Consider the following 17959-nt stretch of genomic DNA (forward strand, 5'->3'; position numbering starts at 1 on the left):
CGTCCGGCAGGTTGTCTGCCGGATTTCGTCCATGTCGCTTGCCGCCCTTTCGCTCAGTCCCGTTGCGCAGTTTGCCGTCCCGTCACGACCGGTCGCTTCCAGCTTCGCCATGAACCTGGTCGAACCGGAAGCCTGGGACGATGCGATCGCCGATTTCGAAGGCGTCTGCCAGGAGCAGCTCGCGACCTTCGCGCGGGCCCGCTGGCCGGGCGTCGCACTCGAGCCGCAGCTGTTCACGCTGGCTGGCGAGGTGGTCGGCGGCTGCCTGATCATGGTGCAGCCGCTGCCACTTGGGCTCGGCTCGATCGCCGTGGCCAAATGGGCGCCGATGCTGCGCCATACCGACACGGCCGACGCCAACGCCATCTACGCCCGCATGGTCGCAGCGCTGTCCGAGGAATATGCGGTTGGTCGCCGGATGATGCTCTCGGTGCTGCCGCGTGCGGCGCTGGGCGCCGCCAACGCCGAATACGAACAACTGCTTGCCCGCGGTTTTCGTCAGGGCGCCAGGCTGCTGTTCCCGGATCGCTACATCGTCAACCTCAGGCTGAGCGACGCCGAGCAGCGTCAGAGCTTTCACCAGAAATGGCGCTATCACCTCAACAAGGCCGAGAAAGCCGGGCTGAGCTTCGAGCACGCCGGAGCTGAACGGCGGGCCGAGTTCGACGCGCTCTACGAGCAGATGGTCGACCGCAAGAAGTTTCCCGACCATTCGGCTTACGGCACCGTGCCGGCGCTGCTGGCGATGGACAACCCGACCTTGAGGCCCGAGCTGTTCTTCGTCAGGCGGGCCGGTGAGATCGTCGCCGGGGCGATCATCTTCAAGGCCGGCGATCGGGCGGTCTACCTCTACGGCGCCACCAGCGCCGCGGCGCTGGAACTGCGCGCCGGCTATTTCCTCCACTGGCACATCATCCGCTGGCTGCGCGACCATACCGCCGCCCGTTGGTACGATCTCGGCGGCACCGATGGCTTCCAGGGGCTGCACCAGTTCAAGAAGGGCATGGTCGGCGAGCGCGGCGTTATCACGCCGGTGCCGCCCGTCGCCAACTATGCCGCGCACTGGTGGCCACGCCTCGTCGGCGAAGGCGCCTTCGCCGGCCGGGAGATTGCACACGCGCTCGGCCGCTATGTCGATCGGCTGCGGCTTGATCGCGCCAAGCCGGACCAGCGGCGGAGCGCCGAATGAGCCTCCGGCAGCGCCTCGTTTCACAATCGAGCGTGATCTTCGGTGCCCGGCTGTTCGGCGCCGGCGTGATCTTCCTGGCCCAGGCGGCCATCGCCCGCTTCTGGGGCGCCGATATCCTCGGCGAGTACCTCTTGATCATCGCCACGGTGAACATCGTCGCTGTGGTGATGCCGCTCGGCTTCGAGACCATCGGCACCTACTTCGCCGCCGAGTATCGCTCGAAGGGTGAGGGCCGGCTGCTGCGTGGCTTCATGCTGCGCGCCTACGGCCACGTCGCGGTGACCTCGCTGGTGCTGCTGTTCCTGGGCTATCCGCTGGCCGGGCTGTTCGGCGAGCCGGGCAGGGTGCTGCTCGCCCACTGGCTGCCGGCCTGCCTGATGGCGCTCGCCACCGCCGTGGTCTACTGCAACAGCGCGTTGCTGGTCGGGCTGAAGCGTCCATTCGCCGGCTTCTTCGCCGACACCATCTTTCGCCCGCTGCTCATCGTCCTCTGCTTCGCGCTCGCCGCGATGGCGGGCAATGCGGAAGCGAAGTTCGCCGAGCTGATCTGGCTCCTCGCCATCGGTTTTGCCGTGATTGCCGCCGCCCAGTTCGCCTGGGTGCTGCGCGCTGTCCGGCAGGTGCCTGAAGCCATGGCCGCTACCGCAGCCGAGCAGAAGCGCTGGTGGCGCTTCGCGCTGCCATGGGTGGTCATCGCGCTGGCCACCGACTTCTTCTTCGACATCGACCTGTTGCTCCTGTCCCACTTCCTCGATCGCGAAAGCCTCGCGGTGTTCGGCGTGTGCACCCGGGTGTTCTCGCTGGTGGCGTTTGGCGTCTCGGCGGTCTACGCAGTGACGCTGCCCGAGATGTTCGAGCGCAACGCCGCAGCCGACCGGGCGGGATTCATGAAGCAGATCGGTGAGGCCAACCTCGTCGCCTGCGCCATTTCGGTGGCACTGTTCGCCATCGTGGTGCTGACCGGGCCGCTGCTGCTGATGCTGTTCGGGCCGGAGTTCCAGGTCGGCGTCGTGCCGCTCGCCGTGCTCTGTCTCGCCCTCTGCGTGCGTTCACTGTTCGGCCCCGCGGCGCTGGTGCTGTCGATCCGCGACCGGCCCTACGCGACGCTGCCGGCCATCGGGCTCGGCATGGGTGTGCTGGTTGGGGCTAACATCCTGCTGGTGCCGGCGCATGGGCTGATGGGTGCTGCGGCAGCAGCGCTGGCGGCCCAGACCTTCTGGTCGGCGGCGATGTGGCTGACGGCGAAGCGGATGGCCGGGATCGACGTGTCGATAGGCCCGCGGCTCCAGGAGCTCCTGGCGGCCCGGCGGGTGAAGGACGTCTAGCGTTGTGGGCGTTTGGCCGCGCCATTACCGCCCCAGCAGCATATCCACCCGTGCTTTGAACCTGGCGATGCGGCCCATGTTCATCCCCGAGTCATAGTCCTCGGTGAGCTTGGTGTAGAACTTCTCCATCACCACGTAATCCTGCCCGAAGATCTGCTGACGCAGCAGCGCCGCCTGCTCGTAGCCGTAACGGCGGAGCAGGGCGAGGGCGACTTCGTTTTCCGGCCGCACCCAGGTGAAGGCCTTGTGGAACTTGCCGTTGTCCCAGTGCTCGTCGAACACCCGCATGCCGTAGATGCCGAGCCGGCTCTGCCGGTGCGACGGGAAGATCCAGCTCCAGTAGCGGAAGATCGAGCCGGTCTCCGGCCCGGAAACGAGACCGCCGCCGGGCACGCCGTCCTGGGTCAGGATGATGACGTGGAAGGGGTCGACGCGCTGCAGCGCCCGCAGGAACCCCTTGGTCAGGCGGCTCTTCTCGTGCTCTTTGAAGCGTTCCGAATAGTGTGGCGACTCGTCGATCACCGCCATCAGCTCGGCATGGATCATGTCGAGTTCATCCGGTCGCGCGGCGTGATAGCCGAGTTCGGGCATCGAAGCCTCCAAATGGTATTGCCGGCATTGTCACCTGAAACCGCCGAGAAAGCGTTTACGGCGAGGGTTTCCGAACGGTTTCAGCGCTTTCCACTAGGCCGAAAGGTGGCAAGTGGTCTGCTTGCCCGACCTTCAGGGCTTGGTTAGAACGGTTCGCAAAATCGGAGGACTATCGATGAGCGAGAGTTTGGTGTTCGCCCCCAGCGCGGCGGCGGTTGCCCGGACACGGACCACGGCGGCGCAGTACGAGGAGATGTACGCCCGCTCGCTGAGCGATCCGGATGGCTTCTGGAAAGAGCAGTCCCAGCGCATCGACTGGATCAAGGCCCCGACCAGGATCAAGAACACCAGCTACACTTACCCCGACATCTCGATCAAATGGTTCGAGGACGGGGTGTTGAACATCTCCGCCAACTGCGTCGATCGCCACCTCGCGACCCGCGCCGATGAGACCGCCATCATCTGGGAAGGCGATATCCCCGGCACCGACGACAAGGTCACTTACCGCCAGTTGCACGAGCGGCTCGGCCGCTTCGCCAATGTGCTGAAGGCCAATGGCGTCAAGAAGGGCGACCGCGTCACCATCTACATGCCGATGATCATCGACACCGCGGTGGCGATGCTGGCCTGCGCCCGCATCGGCGCGGTGCACTCGGTGATCTTCGGCGGCTTCTCGCCCGACTCCATCGCCGGCCGCATCAACGACTGCGATTCGAGGATCGTGCTGACGGCCGATGAAGGTCGCCGCGGCGGCAAGACCATTCCATTAAAGAAGAACGTCGACGAAGCGCTGCTCAAAACCCCGGGTGTCGAGCGCGTCATCGTGGTCAAGAACACCGGCAACGCGGTGGCGATGCAGGCGGGCCGCGACGTCTGGTACGCCGACGAGGCTGCCAAGGTTTCCGCCGATTGCGCGCCCGAGCCGATGAACGCCGAGGACCCGCTGTTCATCCTCTACACCTCCGGCTCCACCGGGAAGCCCAAGGGCGTGCTGCACACCACCGGCGGCTACATCGTCTGGGCCTCGCTGACGCACGAGCGCGTCTTCGACTACCGCCCGGGCGAAATCTACTGGTGCACCGCCGACGTCGGCTGGGTCACCGGCCACAGCTACATCGTCTATGGGCCGCTCGCCAACGGTGCGACGACGCTGATGTTCGAGGGCATTCCGAGCTATCCCGATGCCGGCCGCTGCTGGCAGGTGGTGGAAAAGCACAAGGTCAACATCTTCTACACCGCGCCCACCGCCATTCGCGCGCTGATGGGCGCCGGCGCCGAGATCCCCGACAAATATGCCATGCCGTCGCTGCGGCTGCTCGGCTCGGTGGGCGAGCCGATCAACCCGGAAGCCTGGCTCTGGTACCACAAGCATGTCGGCAAGGAGCGCTGCGAGATCGTCGACACCTGGTGGCAGACCGAAACCGGCGGCATCCTGATTTCGGCGCTGCCCGGCGCCATTGCCGCCAAGCCCGGTTCGGCCACCAAACCGTTCTTCGGCATCAAGCCGATCGTGCTGTCGCCTGAGGGCAAGCTCCAGGAGCAGACCAAGGCGGAAGGTGTGCTCTGCATTGCCGACAGCTGGCCGGGTCAGATGCGCACCGTCTATGGCGACCACGCGCGCTTCGTCTCGACCTATTTCGAGACCTACAAGGGCTACTACTTCACCGGTGATGGCTGCCGCCGCGACGAGGACGGCTACTACTGGATCACCGGCCGCGTCGATGACGTGCTCAACGTCTCCGGCCACCGCATCGGCACCGCCGAGGTGGAGAGCGCGCTGGTGGCGCATCCCAAGGTCGCCGAGGCGGCCGTGGTTGGCTACCCGCACGACATCAAGGGGCAGGGCATCTACTGCTACGTCACCCTGATGGCCGGCGAGAAGGGCGACGACGCGCTGAAGACCGAGCTCCGGAACTGGGTGCGCAAGGAAATCGGCGCCATCGCTTCGCCCGACCTGATGCAGTTCGCGCCCGGCCTGCCCAAGACCCGCTCGGGCAAGATTATGCGCCGCATCCTGCGCAAAATCGCCGAGAACGACTACGGCGCACTCGGCGACACCACGACGCTCGCCGATCCGGGCGTGGTGACGGACCTGATCGAGAACCGTCAAAACCGCTGAGGCTGGAGCGTGGGGCCACCCCCCACCCTTGATCCCTCCCCACAAGGGGGAGGGAGACGCTCGAACCGAGATCGTGCGGTTATCGCCTCCCTCCCCCTTGTGGGGAGGGAATGAGGGTGGGGGTGGCCCCATGCTCAGCTCCATCGGGGTTTCGCCGCATTCTCTTGCCAGAAGCCAGTTCCCGATTTCTCCGAGACCCTCATTCATGCGCCTCGCCACGATGCTTCTCGCGACGCTTCTTCCCCTTGCTGCCTCGCCCGCCTTCGCCCAGTCGCTCGAGCAGATGGCCGGGCAGATGATCGTCGTCGGGTTTGTCGGCAACGGCGTCGACGACAAGGGGGTGGCGGCGCTGAGGGCCGAGATCGCAGCAGGCGATATCGGCGGGGTGATGTATCTGAAGACCAACGTCGCGAGCCGCAAGGCGGTGGAAGCGATGAATACGGCGTTCCGCGAAGCGGCTCCAGCCGGGTTGCCGCCATTCATCACCCTCGACCAGGAAGGCGGGCTGGTCGAGCGGCTCGATAGTGCCGCCGGCTTCAAGGAAATTCCCGATGCGGCCTCGGTCGCGGCCAAAAACACGCCGGCCGAGGCCCGCGCCATCTATGATGGGTTGGCGCAAGGCGTCGCCGCCTGGGGCTTCAACGTCAATTTCGCGCCGGTGGTCGATCTGTCGGTCAACCCGAACAACCAGGTGATCGCCAAGTACGGCCGCGCCTTCGGCAAGGATGGCAAGGTGGTGGCTGAGTACGCCGCCGAGGTGATCGCCGCCCACCACGCTGCCGGGCTGCTGACCTCGCTGAAGCACTTCCCTGGCCACGGCTCATCCACGGCAGACAGCCACGAGGGCTTTGTCGACATCACCAAGACCTGGAAGGACAGCGAGCTCGAGCCCTATCGCGAGCTGATCTCAGGCGGCTACGAGGACATGGTGATGATCGGTCACCTGATCGACACCAATGTCGATCCCTCCGGCATGCCGTCGAGCCTCTCCAAGCCCTGGATCGAGGACAAGCTGCGCGGCGAGCTCGGCTTCAAGGGCGTGGTGATCACCGACGATCTCGAGATGGGCGCCATCCGCGACCACTTCAGTCTCAAGGAGACGGTGGTCAACGCGGTGCGGGCCGGCGTCGATGTGCTGCTGTTCTCCAATACCGCCTACCAGCGCGCCACGCTGGGCGACGAGGTCCGCGCCATTCTCCTCGCCGAGGCCGAGGCCGATCCGGTGTTCAAGGCGCGCATCGAAGAAAGTTTCAAGCGCATCGTGGCGCTGAAATCGCGCATCGGAGCCGACAATGTCCAAGCTCAATAAGGCTGAGGTCATCGCGTCGCTTGGGCTCGGCGGCCATTTCGAGGGCGGTTACTTCCGCGAGACCTTCCGCCCGACGCATCGTGACAAGCTCGAAACGGCGCGCGGCCGGCGCGGCACCATGACCAGCATCTACTACATGCTGACCGACGATTCCCCGGTGGACCACTTCCACACCAAGCACTCGGACGGCATCCAGTTCCACCATTTCGGCGCGCCGCTGACCTATCACATGATCCACCCCGACGGCCGCTACGAGGCGGTGGTGCTGGGCCCCGACCTCGCGGCGGGGCAGGTGCCGAGCCTCGCCGTCGCCGGCGGCGTCTGGAAAGCGGCCGAGCTGCTGGCCGGCGAATATGGGCTGGTCAGCGAGGTGGTAGCGCCGGGCTGGGAGATGGAGGACATGATCCTCGTCACCCGCGCCGAGCTTCTGGCTCGTTTCCCTCAGCATGCCCAAGTGATCACCCGGCTGACCCCGGCGCCGTAACGCCGTCGCGGGGTTGTCGCGGCGGTGCTGCTTCATCTATGACGGCCGGAGTTTTCCCCACCTGAGCCGGGGCGGGCGTCGAAAGCGCTCCCGTCCCATAGCTCAAATGGGCTAAACTTCGGATCGCGGAGCGCTATCAGGAAAAGTTGCAGACTTTTCCGGTTCGATAGCGTGACAATCAAATACCCGGATTATCTCGCCGATCGATCGGCGGGATAATCTGCAGGCGAGAGGTTTTGGCATGAGCGAAGAGGGCAGGGAGGTGCGGCGGGTACGTGCGCTGTTCATCTCCGATGTGCATCTCGGCATGCGTCCCACCCGCATCACCCAGTTGATCGACTTCCTGCGCTGGCACGAAGCCGAGACGATCTACCTCGTCGGCGACATCGTCGATGGCTGGCGGCTCGCCAAGGCCTGGCACTGGCCGGCGGAGTATCACCAGTTGGTCGAGATCTTCCTCGACAAGGCGCTGGCCGGCACGCGCATCGTGGTGCTGCCCGGCAATCATGACGAATTCCTGCGCGAGTATCTCGGCACCTATTTCGGCGAGGTCGAGTTCGTCGATCGCACCGTTCACACCACGGCACAAGGCAAGACCTACGTGGTCATGCACGGCGACCAGTTCGACGTCGTCGTCGCCCACGCCAAGTGGCTGGCGCATGTCGGCGACTGGGCCTATCGCGCCGCGCTCCGGCTCAACATCGCCGTCAACTGGGTGCGCCGCCGCATGGGCCTGACCTACTGGTCGCTCTCGGCCTGGGCCAAGCACAAGGTGAAGAACGCCGTCAGCGTCATCGGTCGATTCGAGGAAGCGCTGACGCTCGAGGCCCGCGAAAGCGGCGCCGACGGCGTCATCTGCGGCCACATCCACTACGCCGACATGCACGAGCGGCTGGGCATCCACTACGTCAACACCGGCGACTGGGTGGAGAGCTGCACCGCCGTCGCCGAGACGCACGAAGGCGTGCTGGAGCTGGTCCGCTGGACCGAGACCCCGCTGCCGCGCAAGCCACGCCGGCTGCGGCTCAGGCGTGCGCCGGCGGTGCCCGGGCAGTAAGTTCACATCGCGGCTGGGGCCCACCCCCACCCTTGATCCCTCCCCACAAGGGGGAGGGAGACGCTTGGCCGGAGAACTTGCAGCTATCGCCTCCCTCCCCCTTGTGGGGAGGGACTGAGGGTGGGGGTGGCCCCGCGCTCCGTCATCTCCTGTGTGACAGCCCGGCTCCATCCGTCATCCCACCGTCACACCCCATTCGCAGCCCTGTCACCCGACTCCCGTAAACCCCACGCATCGCTTGCCGATGGGTGGGTCCGATGCGCAAGGTACTGATCGTCACCGATGCCTGGTTGCCGCAGACCAATGGGGTGGTGCGCTGCCTCGAAGCGGTTGGACGAGAGTTGATGGGGCGGGGCCACGAGGTCAGTTACCTCACCCCCGAGGGGTTCTGGACGTTCCCGATGCCGACCTATCCGGAGATCCGGCTGTCGCTGGTAACCCCGATGACCATTGGGCAAGTCATTGCCCGCGAGGCGCCGGACCACATCCACATCGCCACCGAAGGCCCGTTGGGCCTGCTCGCCCGCTTCGTCTGCCTCGAGCAGGGGCTGGCCTTCACCACCAGCTACCACACTCGCTTCCCTGAATATGTCGCGGCCCGCATGCCGATCCCGACCGAGTGGACCTATGGTTTCCTGCGCTGGTTCCATGGCCCGGCCGCCGCAACGCTGGTGCCGACCGCCTCGATGCAGGAAGAGCTCGCCGCGCGCCAGTTCGGCCACGTCCGGCTCTGGACCCGCGGCGTCGACCACTCGCGTTTCTCGCCGGGCCCCAAGAGCGAGTTTTCCGATCTGCCCGGCCCGCACCTGCTCTATGTCGGCCGCGTCGCGGTGGAAAAGAACGTCGAAGCGTTCCTCAAGCTCGATGTCCCCGGCACCAAGATCATCGTCGGCGACGGCCCGGCCCGCGCCGAGCTCGCGGCGCGCTATCCCGAAGCCGTATTCCTTGGCCTCAGGACCGGCGAGGAGTTGTCCAGGCTCTACCGTTCGGCCGATGTTTTCGTGTTCCCCAGCCGCACCGACACCTTCGGCAACGTCATGATCGAGGCGTTGGCGTCGGGGGTGCCGGTCGCCGCGTACCCGGTCACCGGCCCGCGCGACATCCTCACCGACCCCGCCTGCGGCGCGCTCGACGAGGACCTCGGCTTCGCCGTCATCCGCGCCCTCACGCTCAGCCGCGAAGCGGCGCGCACCCACGCCCTCGGCTTCACCTGGGCCCGTTGCGCCGACCTATTCCTCGCGGCGCTGGTGCCGGTCCGCAAAGCGGCGGCGAAGGCGGCATGATCTCCGTCACGTAACGCCTGATAACGCCGAGCCCGTTGATCTTTCCGCGCCCGCTCTGCACTGTCCGCCGGTGCGGCGGATTCTCCCGCCGGGAGCACACCCTGATGTCGTCGACCACCATCGCCCCGCGCATCTCGCCAGAGCTGCGCGCTGCGATCTATCATTTCACCGTCTTCGGCAGCACCGGCGTAGCGTCCGTCTATCTGGGCATCTGGCTGATCAACCATGGTATCAGCGCCGAGGAGATCGGCATTATCAACGCGGCGCCGCTGGTCGCCATGCTGCTGGTCAACCAGCTGGTGGGGCGCATCGCCGATCGCATGCCGGATTGGCGCGGCGTCATCATCGCGCTGTCGCTGATCGCTGGGCTGGTGCCGATCGGGTTGTTCTTCGTCTCCGGCTTCTGGGGCATTCTCGGCATCTGGATCTTCTCGGTGATGCCGGCCTTCGCGCTGGTGCCCGTCGTCGATGCCGCGACGCTGCGCATGACGCAGCGGCGGGGCACCGACTTCAGCGCCGTGCGCGCCTGGGGCACCGTCGGCTTCATGGTCGCGACGCTCGTCAGCGGCCCGCTGATCGCCTGGCTCGGCGACGGCGCATTCGTTCCGGTCTTCGTCGCCTTCGCCCTGCTGCGCGCGGTGCTGGCGTTCCAGCTGCCGCAGTTCCGTTCCGGCGAGGATCGCGCCGCCTTGAGGAAGGGCGCCCGCCATCTGCGCGATGTGTTGAAGCCGTGGTTCGTGATGGGGCTGCTTGGCCTCAGCATTCTCTATTCGACCCATAGCGCGATGACTGCCTTCGCCGCGATCCTGTGGACCGAGCAGGGCATCTCGCCGGGGCTGATCGGGCCGCTCACCGCCACCATGGCTGCGGCCGAAGCGGTGATGATGTTCGTCTGGAGCCGCCTGAAGCTCAAGGTTTCGGCCCGCCATATCATCATCTTCGCCTGTCTGGTCGCCGCCTTGCGCTGGACCGCCATGGCGTTCTCACCGCCAGTCTGGGTGCTGTTCGGGCTGCAGCTTTTGCACTCCATCACCTTCGCCATGGGGTACCTGGGCGGCATCTACTTCATCGCCAACTGGACCAGCGACGACATTGCCGCCGAGGCGCAGGGGTTCTCCTATGTGCTGCAGCAGGCCATGTCGGTGGTGATCATCCTCGCCATGGGTTGGTTCGTGGCCGCCTTTGGTCCAATGGCGTGGTTGTTCGTCGCGGCCTATGCCGTTCTCGGAGCGCTTTGCGTGGTGCTCTCGCTGAAGCTGCAGCCCCCATCAGCGCACCCGATCACGTCGGACCAGCTGACCGTAGCCGATCCGGCCCCCTGAGGTTTGATATGCCTGCCAAATCGGCCACAGAGCCGTTCATTACGCCGGAGCTGCGCGCCACGGCGTTCTACTTTTCCATCTACATGGCAGGGGCGGCGTTCAACGTTTATGGCGGCATCTGGTTTGCCGACAAGGGGCTGAGCTCCGAGCAGATCGGCATCATCAACGCCGTACCGGTGCTGGTGACGCTGCTGCTCAACATCGTCGTCGGCCGCGTCGCCGACAAGGCGTCAGATTGGCGGCAGGTGATCGTGCTCGGCTGCGGGCTCGGCGCACTGATCCCGATCGGCCTGTTCTATGTCCACGATTTCTGGGGCATCCTGATCATCTGGACGCTGGCGCTCCTCCCCATCAACGTCATCGGCCCGGTCGTCGATGCCGCTACGATGCGGATGACGCGACGGCGCGGCACGCAATACGGCTCGATCCGCGCCTGGGGCACTGTCGGCTATATGGTGACGCTGTTCGCCGTCGGCTGGGTCATCAGCCAGTTCGGCGGCGGCATCTTCCTGCCGATGTTCGTCGGGCTCTCTATCCTTCGCGGCCTCGTCGCCTTCGGGCTGCCGCGCTTCCGCGCCGGCGAGGGCGAATTGAAGCCGCCGGTGACCGGCGCCACTCATCTCGGCGCGGTGATGAAGCCGTTCTTCCTGTTGCCGCTGGTCGGCTTCTCGATGGTCTACGCTACCCACATCGTGCTCAACGCCTTTCAGGCCCTGCTGTGGATGGAGCAGGGGCTGTCGGCCGATCTGATTGCACCGCTGCTGGCGCTGGCCGCCTTCGCCGAGGCGGCGATCATGTTCCTGTTCGGCCGGATCGCTCGCCGCTTCTCGGCCCGCAGCCTGATCCTGCTCTCGGCTGCCACGGCGGTGTTCCGCTGGATCTGCATGGGCTTCCAGCCCGGTCTCGAGTTCCTGATCCCGCTGCAGCTGCTGCACGCCTTCACCTTTGCCCTGGGCTTCATGGGCTGCGTCAACTTCATCGCCAACTGGACCAGCGACGAGATCGCCGCCGAGGCGCAGGGCTTTTTCCAGATGCTGCAGCAGACGATGAGCGTCATCGCGCTGATCGCCTTCGGCTGGCTCACCGGCCTGATGGGCGCCCAGGCCTATTTCGTCGCCGCCGCCTTCGCCTTTATTGGTGCGGTGCTGATCTGGCTGTCGATCACCATGCAAGGCCCCAAGCGCCCGGCCGAAGCCCGGCTGGGCTAGCAAAGCCGGCGCCGCGCTCTATCTCTCCTGGGTAACTCCAGGAGAGATAGATGAACGCTGCGCCCAAATCCTATCAGCCGATCAACTTCGCCCAGAAATACGAGCTGTTCGCCGAGCAGTGGCAGCCCAAGGTGGTGGCCGAGCTGAACGACTACCAGTTCAAGCTGGTGCGCATCGAGGGCGATTTCGTCTGGCATGACCACCCCGATACCGACGAGGCCTTCATCGTGCTCGAGGGCGAGCTGCGCATCGATTTCCGCGATGGCGCGGTAATGGTGAAGCCCGGCGAGATGTTCGTGGTCAAGCAGGGCGTCGAGCACAAGCCCTATGCGGCTGGCGAAGTGAAGATGATGCTGATCGAGCCGCGCGGCGTCACTAATACCGGGTCGGCGCCGGGCGAACGCACGGCACAGAACGACGTCTGGATCTGACTGAAAAGAAAAGGGCCCACGGTGTCCGCGGGCCCCAGTGGAGGTATCGTGCGCGTCAGCCGAGGCGGCCGCTGGCATGGGCCAGCATGGTGTAGACGCGGCCGCGATCGCTGAGCAGGTACTCGCGGGTTTCGCCGGCCGGGTTTGACCCGGTGGCGGCACGCTTTAGCAACTGCTCGAACTCGGCCATGTAAGTAGCTGACGTCTTGGCGAAATCGCTGTCACGCTGGATGCGCTTGCGCACTTCGTCATAGGTCGCCTGGCCGCCCAGCGTGTAGATGCGGCGCGAGAACACATTCTGCTCGCCGGCCTGATAGCGCTGCCATGCATCGGCCAGCGCCGAGGGTTCCATCGCCTTGGCGATCTCCTCGGTCAGGGTCGAGAGGTTCTGCGGTGCAGCGGCGGGAACCGGAGCCGGAGCCGCGGGGGCCGGGGCCGGGGCCGGGGCGGCCGCGGCAGCCGACGGACCCGATGCATTGCGCAGCACGTCACGCAGCCAGCCGCCACCTTCTTCGGTCTTGGGGGCAGCCGCAGCGGGCTTGGCCTCGGCAACCGGCTGCGGGCGCGGCGCGGCGACCACCGGGGCCGAAACCTCCGGCATCGCCGTGTAGCGCTGTTGCGCGCGGGCCGGCTCGGCCTTCGGCGGCTCGGCGGCGCGCACCGGCTCCGGACGGACCGGTTCCGGACGCGGCTCGGGCCGCGACGGGGCTTCGTCGCGTGCCGGACGGCTCGGCGACGGGCGACGCTCGTTGAGGTCGTGAGTTGCCGGCTGGGCGCGGACGATGGCGTTGAGCTCGGCCAGGGCCTCGATCTGCTCGGCCACGACACGACGCATCGCGGCAGCGCTGGACTTGGTCTCTTCCGGCAGTTCCATCACGCCACGCGCCAGTTCCGAGCGGGTGTTCTCGAGTTCCGAGCCCACTTCTTTGGCGGTGGCGCGCATCGCGGTCGCCGTCTCGTTGAAGCGCTGTGTCGCGGCCTCGAGCGCCTGCTGCATCTCGAGGATCATCGTTGCCTGGGTCTGGCGCAGGGCATCGGCGGCGCGCTGGCTTTCATTCGCCGCCGTGTCGGTGAACGAGCCGAGCTGGGTCGCGACGCGGTGCGAAGTGCCGTCCAGCGCTTCCTCGAGCAGGTTGGTGCTCTTGCTGAGCACCGACTGCATCTCGGACGTGGCGCTGGCGAGGGCGCTCTGCACCTTGTCGGTGGTGCCGGTGAGGGCCTGCTCCAGCTGACCGGTGGTCTCGCCCAGGGCGGTCTGTACGCGCTCGGCCGTGCTGCTCATCACCGATTCGAGCTGGCTGGTGGTCTCACCCAGCGCGTTGTGCACCTTCTCGGCGGTGCTATTCATCACCGACTCGAGCTGGCTGGTGGTGTTGCCCAAGGCGTTCTGCACCTTCTCGGCCGTGCTGGTGAGCACGGATTCGAGCTGGCCGGTGGTTTCGCCCAGGGCGGCCTGCACGGTCTCGGCGGTGCTGGTCAGCACGCTGTGCAGCTGGCCGGTGGTGTCGGCGAGAGCTGCGTTGATGGTGCCCGAGGTCGCTTCCAGCGTCTCGGCGACGCCGGACGTGGTCGAGGCCAGGAGCTGCTCCATCGACTCGCGGGCGGCGACCAGGCGCTGCTCGGTCTCTTCGACGGTGTCGGAGATCGAGTGGGCGAAGCCGCGCATGCGGGTGTCGATCTCGTCGGCGCGGGCGGTGAAGGCCTGCGCAAGCTCGTCCATAGCCGAGCGACGCTCGTCGAGGTTGGCAAGGGTCAGAGTGCCCGAAGCCGAGAGGTTGTGCGCCGCGCTGTCGAGGCTCTTGGCCTCGGCGTCGAGGTTGCCGAGCATCGAGCCGAACTCGTTGACCATCGAGGCGATCGAGGCCTGCAGGGCGCCCACATGCTCGGTGACGAGGCGCCCGGCTTCTTCGGTTGAGCCGATCGCCTCGCGCACCGTGGTCGAGTAGGTGGCGGTCTGCTGGGCCACCGAGTTCTCGAGGTTGGCGAGGTTCGCCGTCGAGGCGTCGAGCACCTTCTGCAGCAGCATGTTGGAGTCGTTGAGCTTGCCTAGCGCCGTCGTCACATCGGTGAGGATGCGCGAGGTCGACTGGTTCATCAGGTCTTCGGCCTGCGAGGCGTTGGTGATCAGCGCCTGCGCCAGCACGTTGCCGTGGTTCTGCAGGCTCATCTCGAGCTGCGCCGAGCTGTCGGAGACGAGGGCCGAGAAGGCGTCGGTCTTTTCCGACACCACCCGGTTGATCTCGGCAACCTTGCCGCCGATGGCGTCGGCAGCGGCCACTGCCTTGATCGAGATCAGTTCGTCGATATTGCTCGACGCCTGCTGGAACTGGGCGAGGGCGCGGCCCACCGCTACGTCCATGCGGTCGGCGGTCGTGGTGACGTCGTCGGCGATGCCCTGCGTCGCCGAAACAATGCGGCGGGAGATGGTCTCCTCGATACGATCGGCGCCGGCCTCGAGGTCGGTCATCGATTGCACCAGGGCGGTGTTGATCGCGGTGTTGAGCGAGGCCAGCCGCTCGGCCGTGATGTCGGCGCGGGCGGTGATCGCCTCGGGCAGGGTGCCCAGGCGCTGGTCCACCATGTCGGTGATGGCCTTGCGGGCCGAGTTGACGCCGGTCTCGATGATGTCGGCGGCCTTGCGGGCGCTCTCGCCCACCGTGCTGGCCGCACCTTCGATGCGGGCATTCACGCCGGCTTCGGCGTCGGCCATGCGGAGGATCGCGCTGTCGATGCCGCGGCCAAGGCCTTCGCTGACTTCCGAGACCTTGGTTTCGATCAGCGTCGAGACGGCGCCGGCGCGTTCCGACATCACCTCGGTGACGTTGCGCAGGCTCGCATCGATCCGGTCGCGGGCCGTGGTGCCCTGCGCGTCGATGGTGCGGGCCAGCTCGCTGGTGCGCTCGCCGATCGCCGCGGCGATGCCGACGGTGTGGCTGCCGAGCGTTTCGGCCAGCTGCTGGGTGCGGGTGTTGAGCGCCTCGGCAAGCTCCGCCGAACGGGTCGACACCGTCGACGCCAGCGCCTGGGTGCGCTGGTCGAGGCTGTCGCCGATCTGGCTGGCGTGCTGCTGCAGCGTCCTGTCGATGGCCTGGCTGCGGCGGTCGAGACTGTCGCCGATCTGGGTCGCGTGCTGCAGCAAAGTTGTGTCGAGCGCGGCAGTCCGCTGGTCGAGGCTGTCACCGAGCTGCTGAGCGTGCTGCAGCATGGCGGCGTCGAGTGTCGAGGTCCGCTGGTCGAGGCTGTCGCCGATCTGCTGCGCATGCTGCTGAAGCGCCAGGTCGATGGCCTGGGTGCGGGTGGCGACCGACTGGTCGAGCGCCTGCGTGCGGCTGGCCACGGCCTGGTCGAGCTCCTTGGCGCGGCCGGTCAGCACGTTATCGAACTGTTCGACGCGCGAACCGAGCGCCAGGTCGATCGCCTGGGCGTGGGTGATGATGTTGGTGTCCATGGCGCGGGCATGCCCGGCAATGGTCACGTCGAACGCCTTGACGTGCTCGTCGAGCGCCGCGCTCAGCTCGCCATGGCGGCTGCTCAGCGTCTCGCCCAGGAGCTGGGTGCGGCTATCCAGCGCGTCGGCGATGATCTGCGTATGGCCTTCGAGCGAGTCCGAGATTTCCTGCGACCGGTTGGCGATCGCTTCGGTGATCTGCTTGGTGCGCTGGCCGAGCGTTTCGGTCATTTCGCGGGTGCGCTGCGAGACGATCTCGTTGAAGTGCTCGGACTTCTCGTCGAGCGCCATCTCCAACACGTTGGCGCGTGCGGCAAAGCTCGCATTGTTCTTGTCGAGCGCCGCGATCAGCTTGTCGCCCTTGTCGCCGATGACGCCATCGAGGCTGGCGAGGCGGTTGTCGATGACCACCGCGATCTCGTCGAGGCGGGCGTCGAACTGCGCGAGGTTCTGCGAACCGGCGCCGGTCAGGGTGACGCGAGCCCGTTCGGTGGTGTCGTCGAGGGCGCCCGAGAGCTCGATCATCGCCGACTGCAGGCGCGATTCCATCGAGTTGACCTGGATCTGCACCTGCTCGTCGAGCTGATGCGACAGGCCGGACAGCAGTTGCTCGGCTTCACGGGCGCGGCCGGTGATATCGGACGCGATGCGGGTGCCGATCATATCGAGGGCGCTCGACACTTCATGGCCGCGGTCGCGCAACTGGTCGAGCAGGGTAATGCCGCCCTGGCTCAGGAGCTTGGCCAGCGACGAGGTGCGGTTGTCGATGGCGTCCGAGAGGGTCACGGCACGGCTGTCGAGCGCTTCGGTCAGCGACTGCATGCGGCCGTCGATCACCGCGCTCAGTTCCTGCGTGCGGTTTTCGAAGGCGCCCGAGATAGTGCCGGCGCGGTCTTCTAGCGTGATGTTGAGGCGCGAGGCGCTGTCGTCGAGGGCGACCAGCAGGTGGCTGGTGCGCTGGTCGATCAGCGACACAAAGCTCTCGGTGCGCTCGCCGAACGCGCCGTTCAGCGAGTTACCGGCAGTTTCGAGCGCCTTGGTCAGGTTGCCACCAGATTCGACGATGGTGCCGGCGATGCGCTGCGAAATCATGTCGAGGTCGAACACCAGGCCGGTATGGCTTTCGGTGATCGCTTCGCGCACGCGTTCGGTATTGGTGATGACAGCTTCGCGCTGGCTGGCCAGTTCCTGGATCAGCGCGCGCATACGGGATTCATTGTCGGAATAGGTACGCTCGAGCGCCGTGACCTCGTTGTGGATCATCACTTCGAGCTCGCCGGCGCGCGACAGGGCGCGCTCGAGGCCATCGCCCAGCGCGTTCACTTCGCGGCGCACGGCCTGACCGACCGAGGCGACCTTCTCCGATGCGGTGGTCTCCGGCTCGGCGAGGCGGATCGCCGCCTGCGTCACCGCGGCGGCGGCGTTGCGCAGGTCCTGCGCCCGGCGGATCAGCGTCGCGATGGCGAAGATGCCGATCACCGGCACGATGGCGAGCGCCAACAGGCCGATGAAATCGTTCGAACCCCAGAAGGAGGCATTGCCCATGTCGGCGCCGTTGCGGATCATCGCCACCAGCGCGATCGCCACCACCCAGCCGAGCGCCACCAGCCCGGCCACCATGGTCGGCGCGCCGGACGATTTCGACTGCAGGCCGTAGAGAATCTTGGAAGAGGGGAAGCGGTCGTCGTTGGCGACCGAACCGGTCTGCGCCGCGAACTTGTCGGCGGTGCGCTGACGTTCCGAGCGCGGCGAGTTATCGCGCGGCGGCAGCTTGGGCGCTGCCTTTTCGGCCGGTGGCTCTTCCGCTGCTGCGGGCTGGTCAAGGTTGGCGAAAACCGAGTCCTTGAGCGCGTCCTCGACTGCCGAGAATGCCAGAGTTGCAGGATCGTTCTGGGGTGTTGCGGTCTTTTTGGCCATAACTCTTTACAACTCTCGCATCGGCACTTGGCGGTCGATCAGAGCCTGCATTGGACCACCCCGGGGGTTCCGGTTAGTCGTCCAAATTGGGTAAAATGCGATTCAAATGCCCCGCAATCTGCCCTATGCCCCACGCCGCCGCACGCTAGGTGGACCTCAAACATACATACAATTTGAGGCAAACCGAGCGCATTCTTAATGGAAGGTTAATTTCGGGTCGGAATGCGGCCGGTTAAGGGCATCGGTAAGATTGTACCCATTCGTTTTGGCTGCCCT

Annotated in this window: 12 protein-coding genes; 10 read left to right on the top strand and 2 right to left on the bottom strand. The window is 66.2% G+C overall.

Annotation, left to right across the window (positions count from 1 at the left end):
- The first annotated feature begins 31 nt into the window (after positions 1 to 31).
- A complete protein-coding gene (locus tag ASC89_RS06200) occupies positions 32 to 1189 on the top strand; it encodes a GNAT family N-acetyltransferase (RefSeq protein WP_055995886.1) in 1158 nt (385 codons plus the stop codon).
- Positions 1186 to 2514 carry a lipopolysaccharide biosynthesis protein gene (locus ASC89_RS06205; RefSeq protein ID WP_055995889.1) on the top strand — a complete coding sequence of 443 codons (1329 nt, stop codon included), beginning with the start codon at positions 1186 to 1188 and terminating at the stop codon, positions 2512 to 2514. Before ASC89_RS06200 ends, ASC89_RS06205 begins: the two co-directional genes overlap by 4 nt.
- Before the next feature lie 24 nt (positions 2515 to 2538).
- Here ASC89_RS06205 and ASC89_RS06210 read toward each other — a convergent pair whose 3' ends face one another.
- Positions 2539 to 3105: a hypothetical protein gene (locus tag ASC89_RS06210; RefSeq protein WP_055995892.1), complete on the bottom strand. Its 567-nt coding sequence runs from the start codon at positions 3103 to 3105 to the stop codon at positions 2539 to 2541.
- A 175-nt stretch (positions 3106 to 3280) separates the two neighbouring features.
- Here ASC89_RS06210 and acs point away from each other — a divergent pair, with 175 nt between their 5' ends.
- From acs to ASC89_RS06250, 8 genes are all read left to right on the top strand, one after another.
- Positions 3281 to 5224, top strand: a complete 1944-nt coding sequence (gene acs, locus ASC89_RS06215; protein ID WP_055995895.1) for an acetate--CoA ligase — start codon at positions 3281 to 3283, stop codon at positions 5222 to 5224.
- A 205-nt stretch (positions 5225 to 5429) separates the two neighbouring features.
- Complete coding sequence (locus tag ASC89_RS06220) at positions 5430 to 6533, top strand: glycoside hydrolase family 3 protein (protein ID WP_055995898.1); 1104 nt, start codon at positions 5430 to 5432, stop codon at positions 6531 to 6533.
- The gene (locus ASC89_RS06225) at positions 6517 to 7017 is read left to right on the top strand and encodes a cupin domain-containing protein (RefSeq protein ID WP_055995901.1); all 501 of its coding nucleotides are present in this window, start codon (positions 6517 to 6519) and stop codon (positions 7015 to 7017) included. Before ASC89_RS06220 ends, ASC89_RS06225 begins: the two co-directional genes overlap by 17 nt.
- 241 nt (positions 7018 to 7258) lie before the next feature.
- Positions 7259 to 8074 (top strand): UDP-2,3-diacylglucosamine diphosphatase, encoded by an 816-nt coding sequence (locus ASC89_RS06230; RefSeq protein WP_055878338.1) that lies wholly within the window; start codon positions 7259 to 7261, stop codon positions 8072 to 8074.
- 257 nt (positions 8075 to 8331) lie between these two features.
- Complete coding sequence (locus tag ASC89_RS06235; RefSeq protein WP_055995904.1) at positions 8332 to 9357, top strand: glycosyltransferase family 1 protein; 1026 nt, start codon at positions 8332 to 8334, stop codon at positions 9355 to 9357.
- Between the two features lie 104 nt (positions 9358 to 9461).
- Positions 9462 to 10679, top strand: coding sequence for an MFS transporter (locus ASC89_RS06240; RefSeq protein WP_055995907.1), 1218 nt, complete (start codon positions 9462 to 9464; stop codon positions 10677 to 10679).
- Positions 10680 to 10687: 8 nt separating this feature from the next.
- Complete coding sequence (locus tag ASC89_RS06245) at positions 10688 to 11887, top strand: MFS transporter (protein WP_055995910.1); 1200 nt, start codon at positions 10688 to 10690, stop codon at positions 11885 to 11887.
- 50 nt (positions 11888 to 11937) lie between these two features.
- Complete coding sequence (locus ASC89_RS06250; protein ID WP_055995913.1) at positions 11938 to 12318, top strand: cupin domain-containing protein; 381 nt, start codon at positions 11938 to 11940, stop codon at positions 12316 to 12318.
- Between the two features lie 55 nt (positions 12319 to 12373).
- Here the strand turns inward: ASC89_RS06250 and ASC89_RS06255 are convergent, their stop codons facing one another.
- Positions 12374 to 17683: a hypothetical protein gene (locus ASC89_RS06255; RefSeq protein WP_055995916.1), complete on the bottom strand. Its 5310-nt coding sequence runs from the start codon at positions 17681 to 17683 to the stop codon at positions 12374 to 12376.
- Between the last annotated feature and the right edge of the window lie 276 nt (positions 17684 to 17959).

It is taken from the genome of Devosia sp. Root413D1 (genome assembly GCF_001425235.1).
Lineage (GTDB): Bacteria > Pseudomonadota > Alphaproteobacteria > Rhizobiales > Devosiaceae > Devosia_A.

Coding starts and splice junctions, on each gene's coding strand:
- ASC89_RS06200 (WP_055995886.1), top strand. CDS start 32: ATGTCGCTTGCCGCCCTTTCGCTCAGTCCCGTTGCGCAGTTTGCCGTC.
- ASC89_RS06205 (WP_055995889.1), top strand. CDS start 1,186: ATGAGCCTCCGGCAGCGCCTCGTTTCACAATCGAGCGTGATCTTCGGT.
- ASC89_RS06210 (WP_055995892.1), bottom strand. CDS start 3,105: ATGCCCGAACTCGGCTATCACGCCGCGCGACCGGATGAACTCGACATG.
- acs (WP_055995895.1), top strand. CDS start 3,281: ATGAGCGAGAGTTTGGTGTTCGCCCCCAGCGCGGCGGCGGTTGCCCGG.
- ASC89_RS06220 (WP_055995898.1), top strand. CDS start 5,430: ATGCGCCTCGCCACGATGCTTCTCGCGACGCTTCTTCCCCTTGCTGCC.
- ASC89_RS06225 (WP_055995901.1), top strand. CDS start 6,517: ATGTCCAAGCTCAATAAGGCTGAGGTCATCGCGTCGCTTGGGCTCGGC.
- ASC89_RS06230 (WP_055878338.1), top strand. CDS start 7,259: ATGAGCGAAGAGGGCAGGGAGGTGCGGCGGGTACGTGCGCTGTTCATC.
- ASC89_RS06235 (WP_055995904.1), top strand. CDS start 8,332: ATGCGCAAGGTACTGATCGTCACCGATGCCTGGTTGCCGCAGACCAAT.
- ASC89_RS06240 (WP_055995907.1), top strand. CDS start 9,462: ATGTCGTCGACCACCATCGCCCCGCGCATCTCGCCAGAGCTGCGCGCT.
- ASC89_RS06245 (WP_055995910.1), top strand. CDS start 10,688: ATGCCTGCCAAATCGGCCACAGAGCCGTTCATTACGCCGGAGCTGCGC.
- ASC89_RS06250 (WP_055995913.1), top strand. CDS start 11,938: ATGAACGCTGCGCCCAAATCCTATCAGCCGATCAACTTCGCCCAGAAA.
- ASC89_RS06255 (WP_055995916.1), bottom strand. CDS start 17,683: ATGGCCAAAAAGACCGCAACACCCCAGAACGATCCTGCAACTCTGGCA.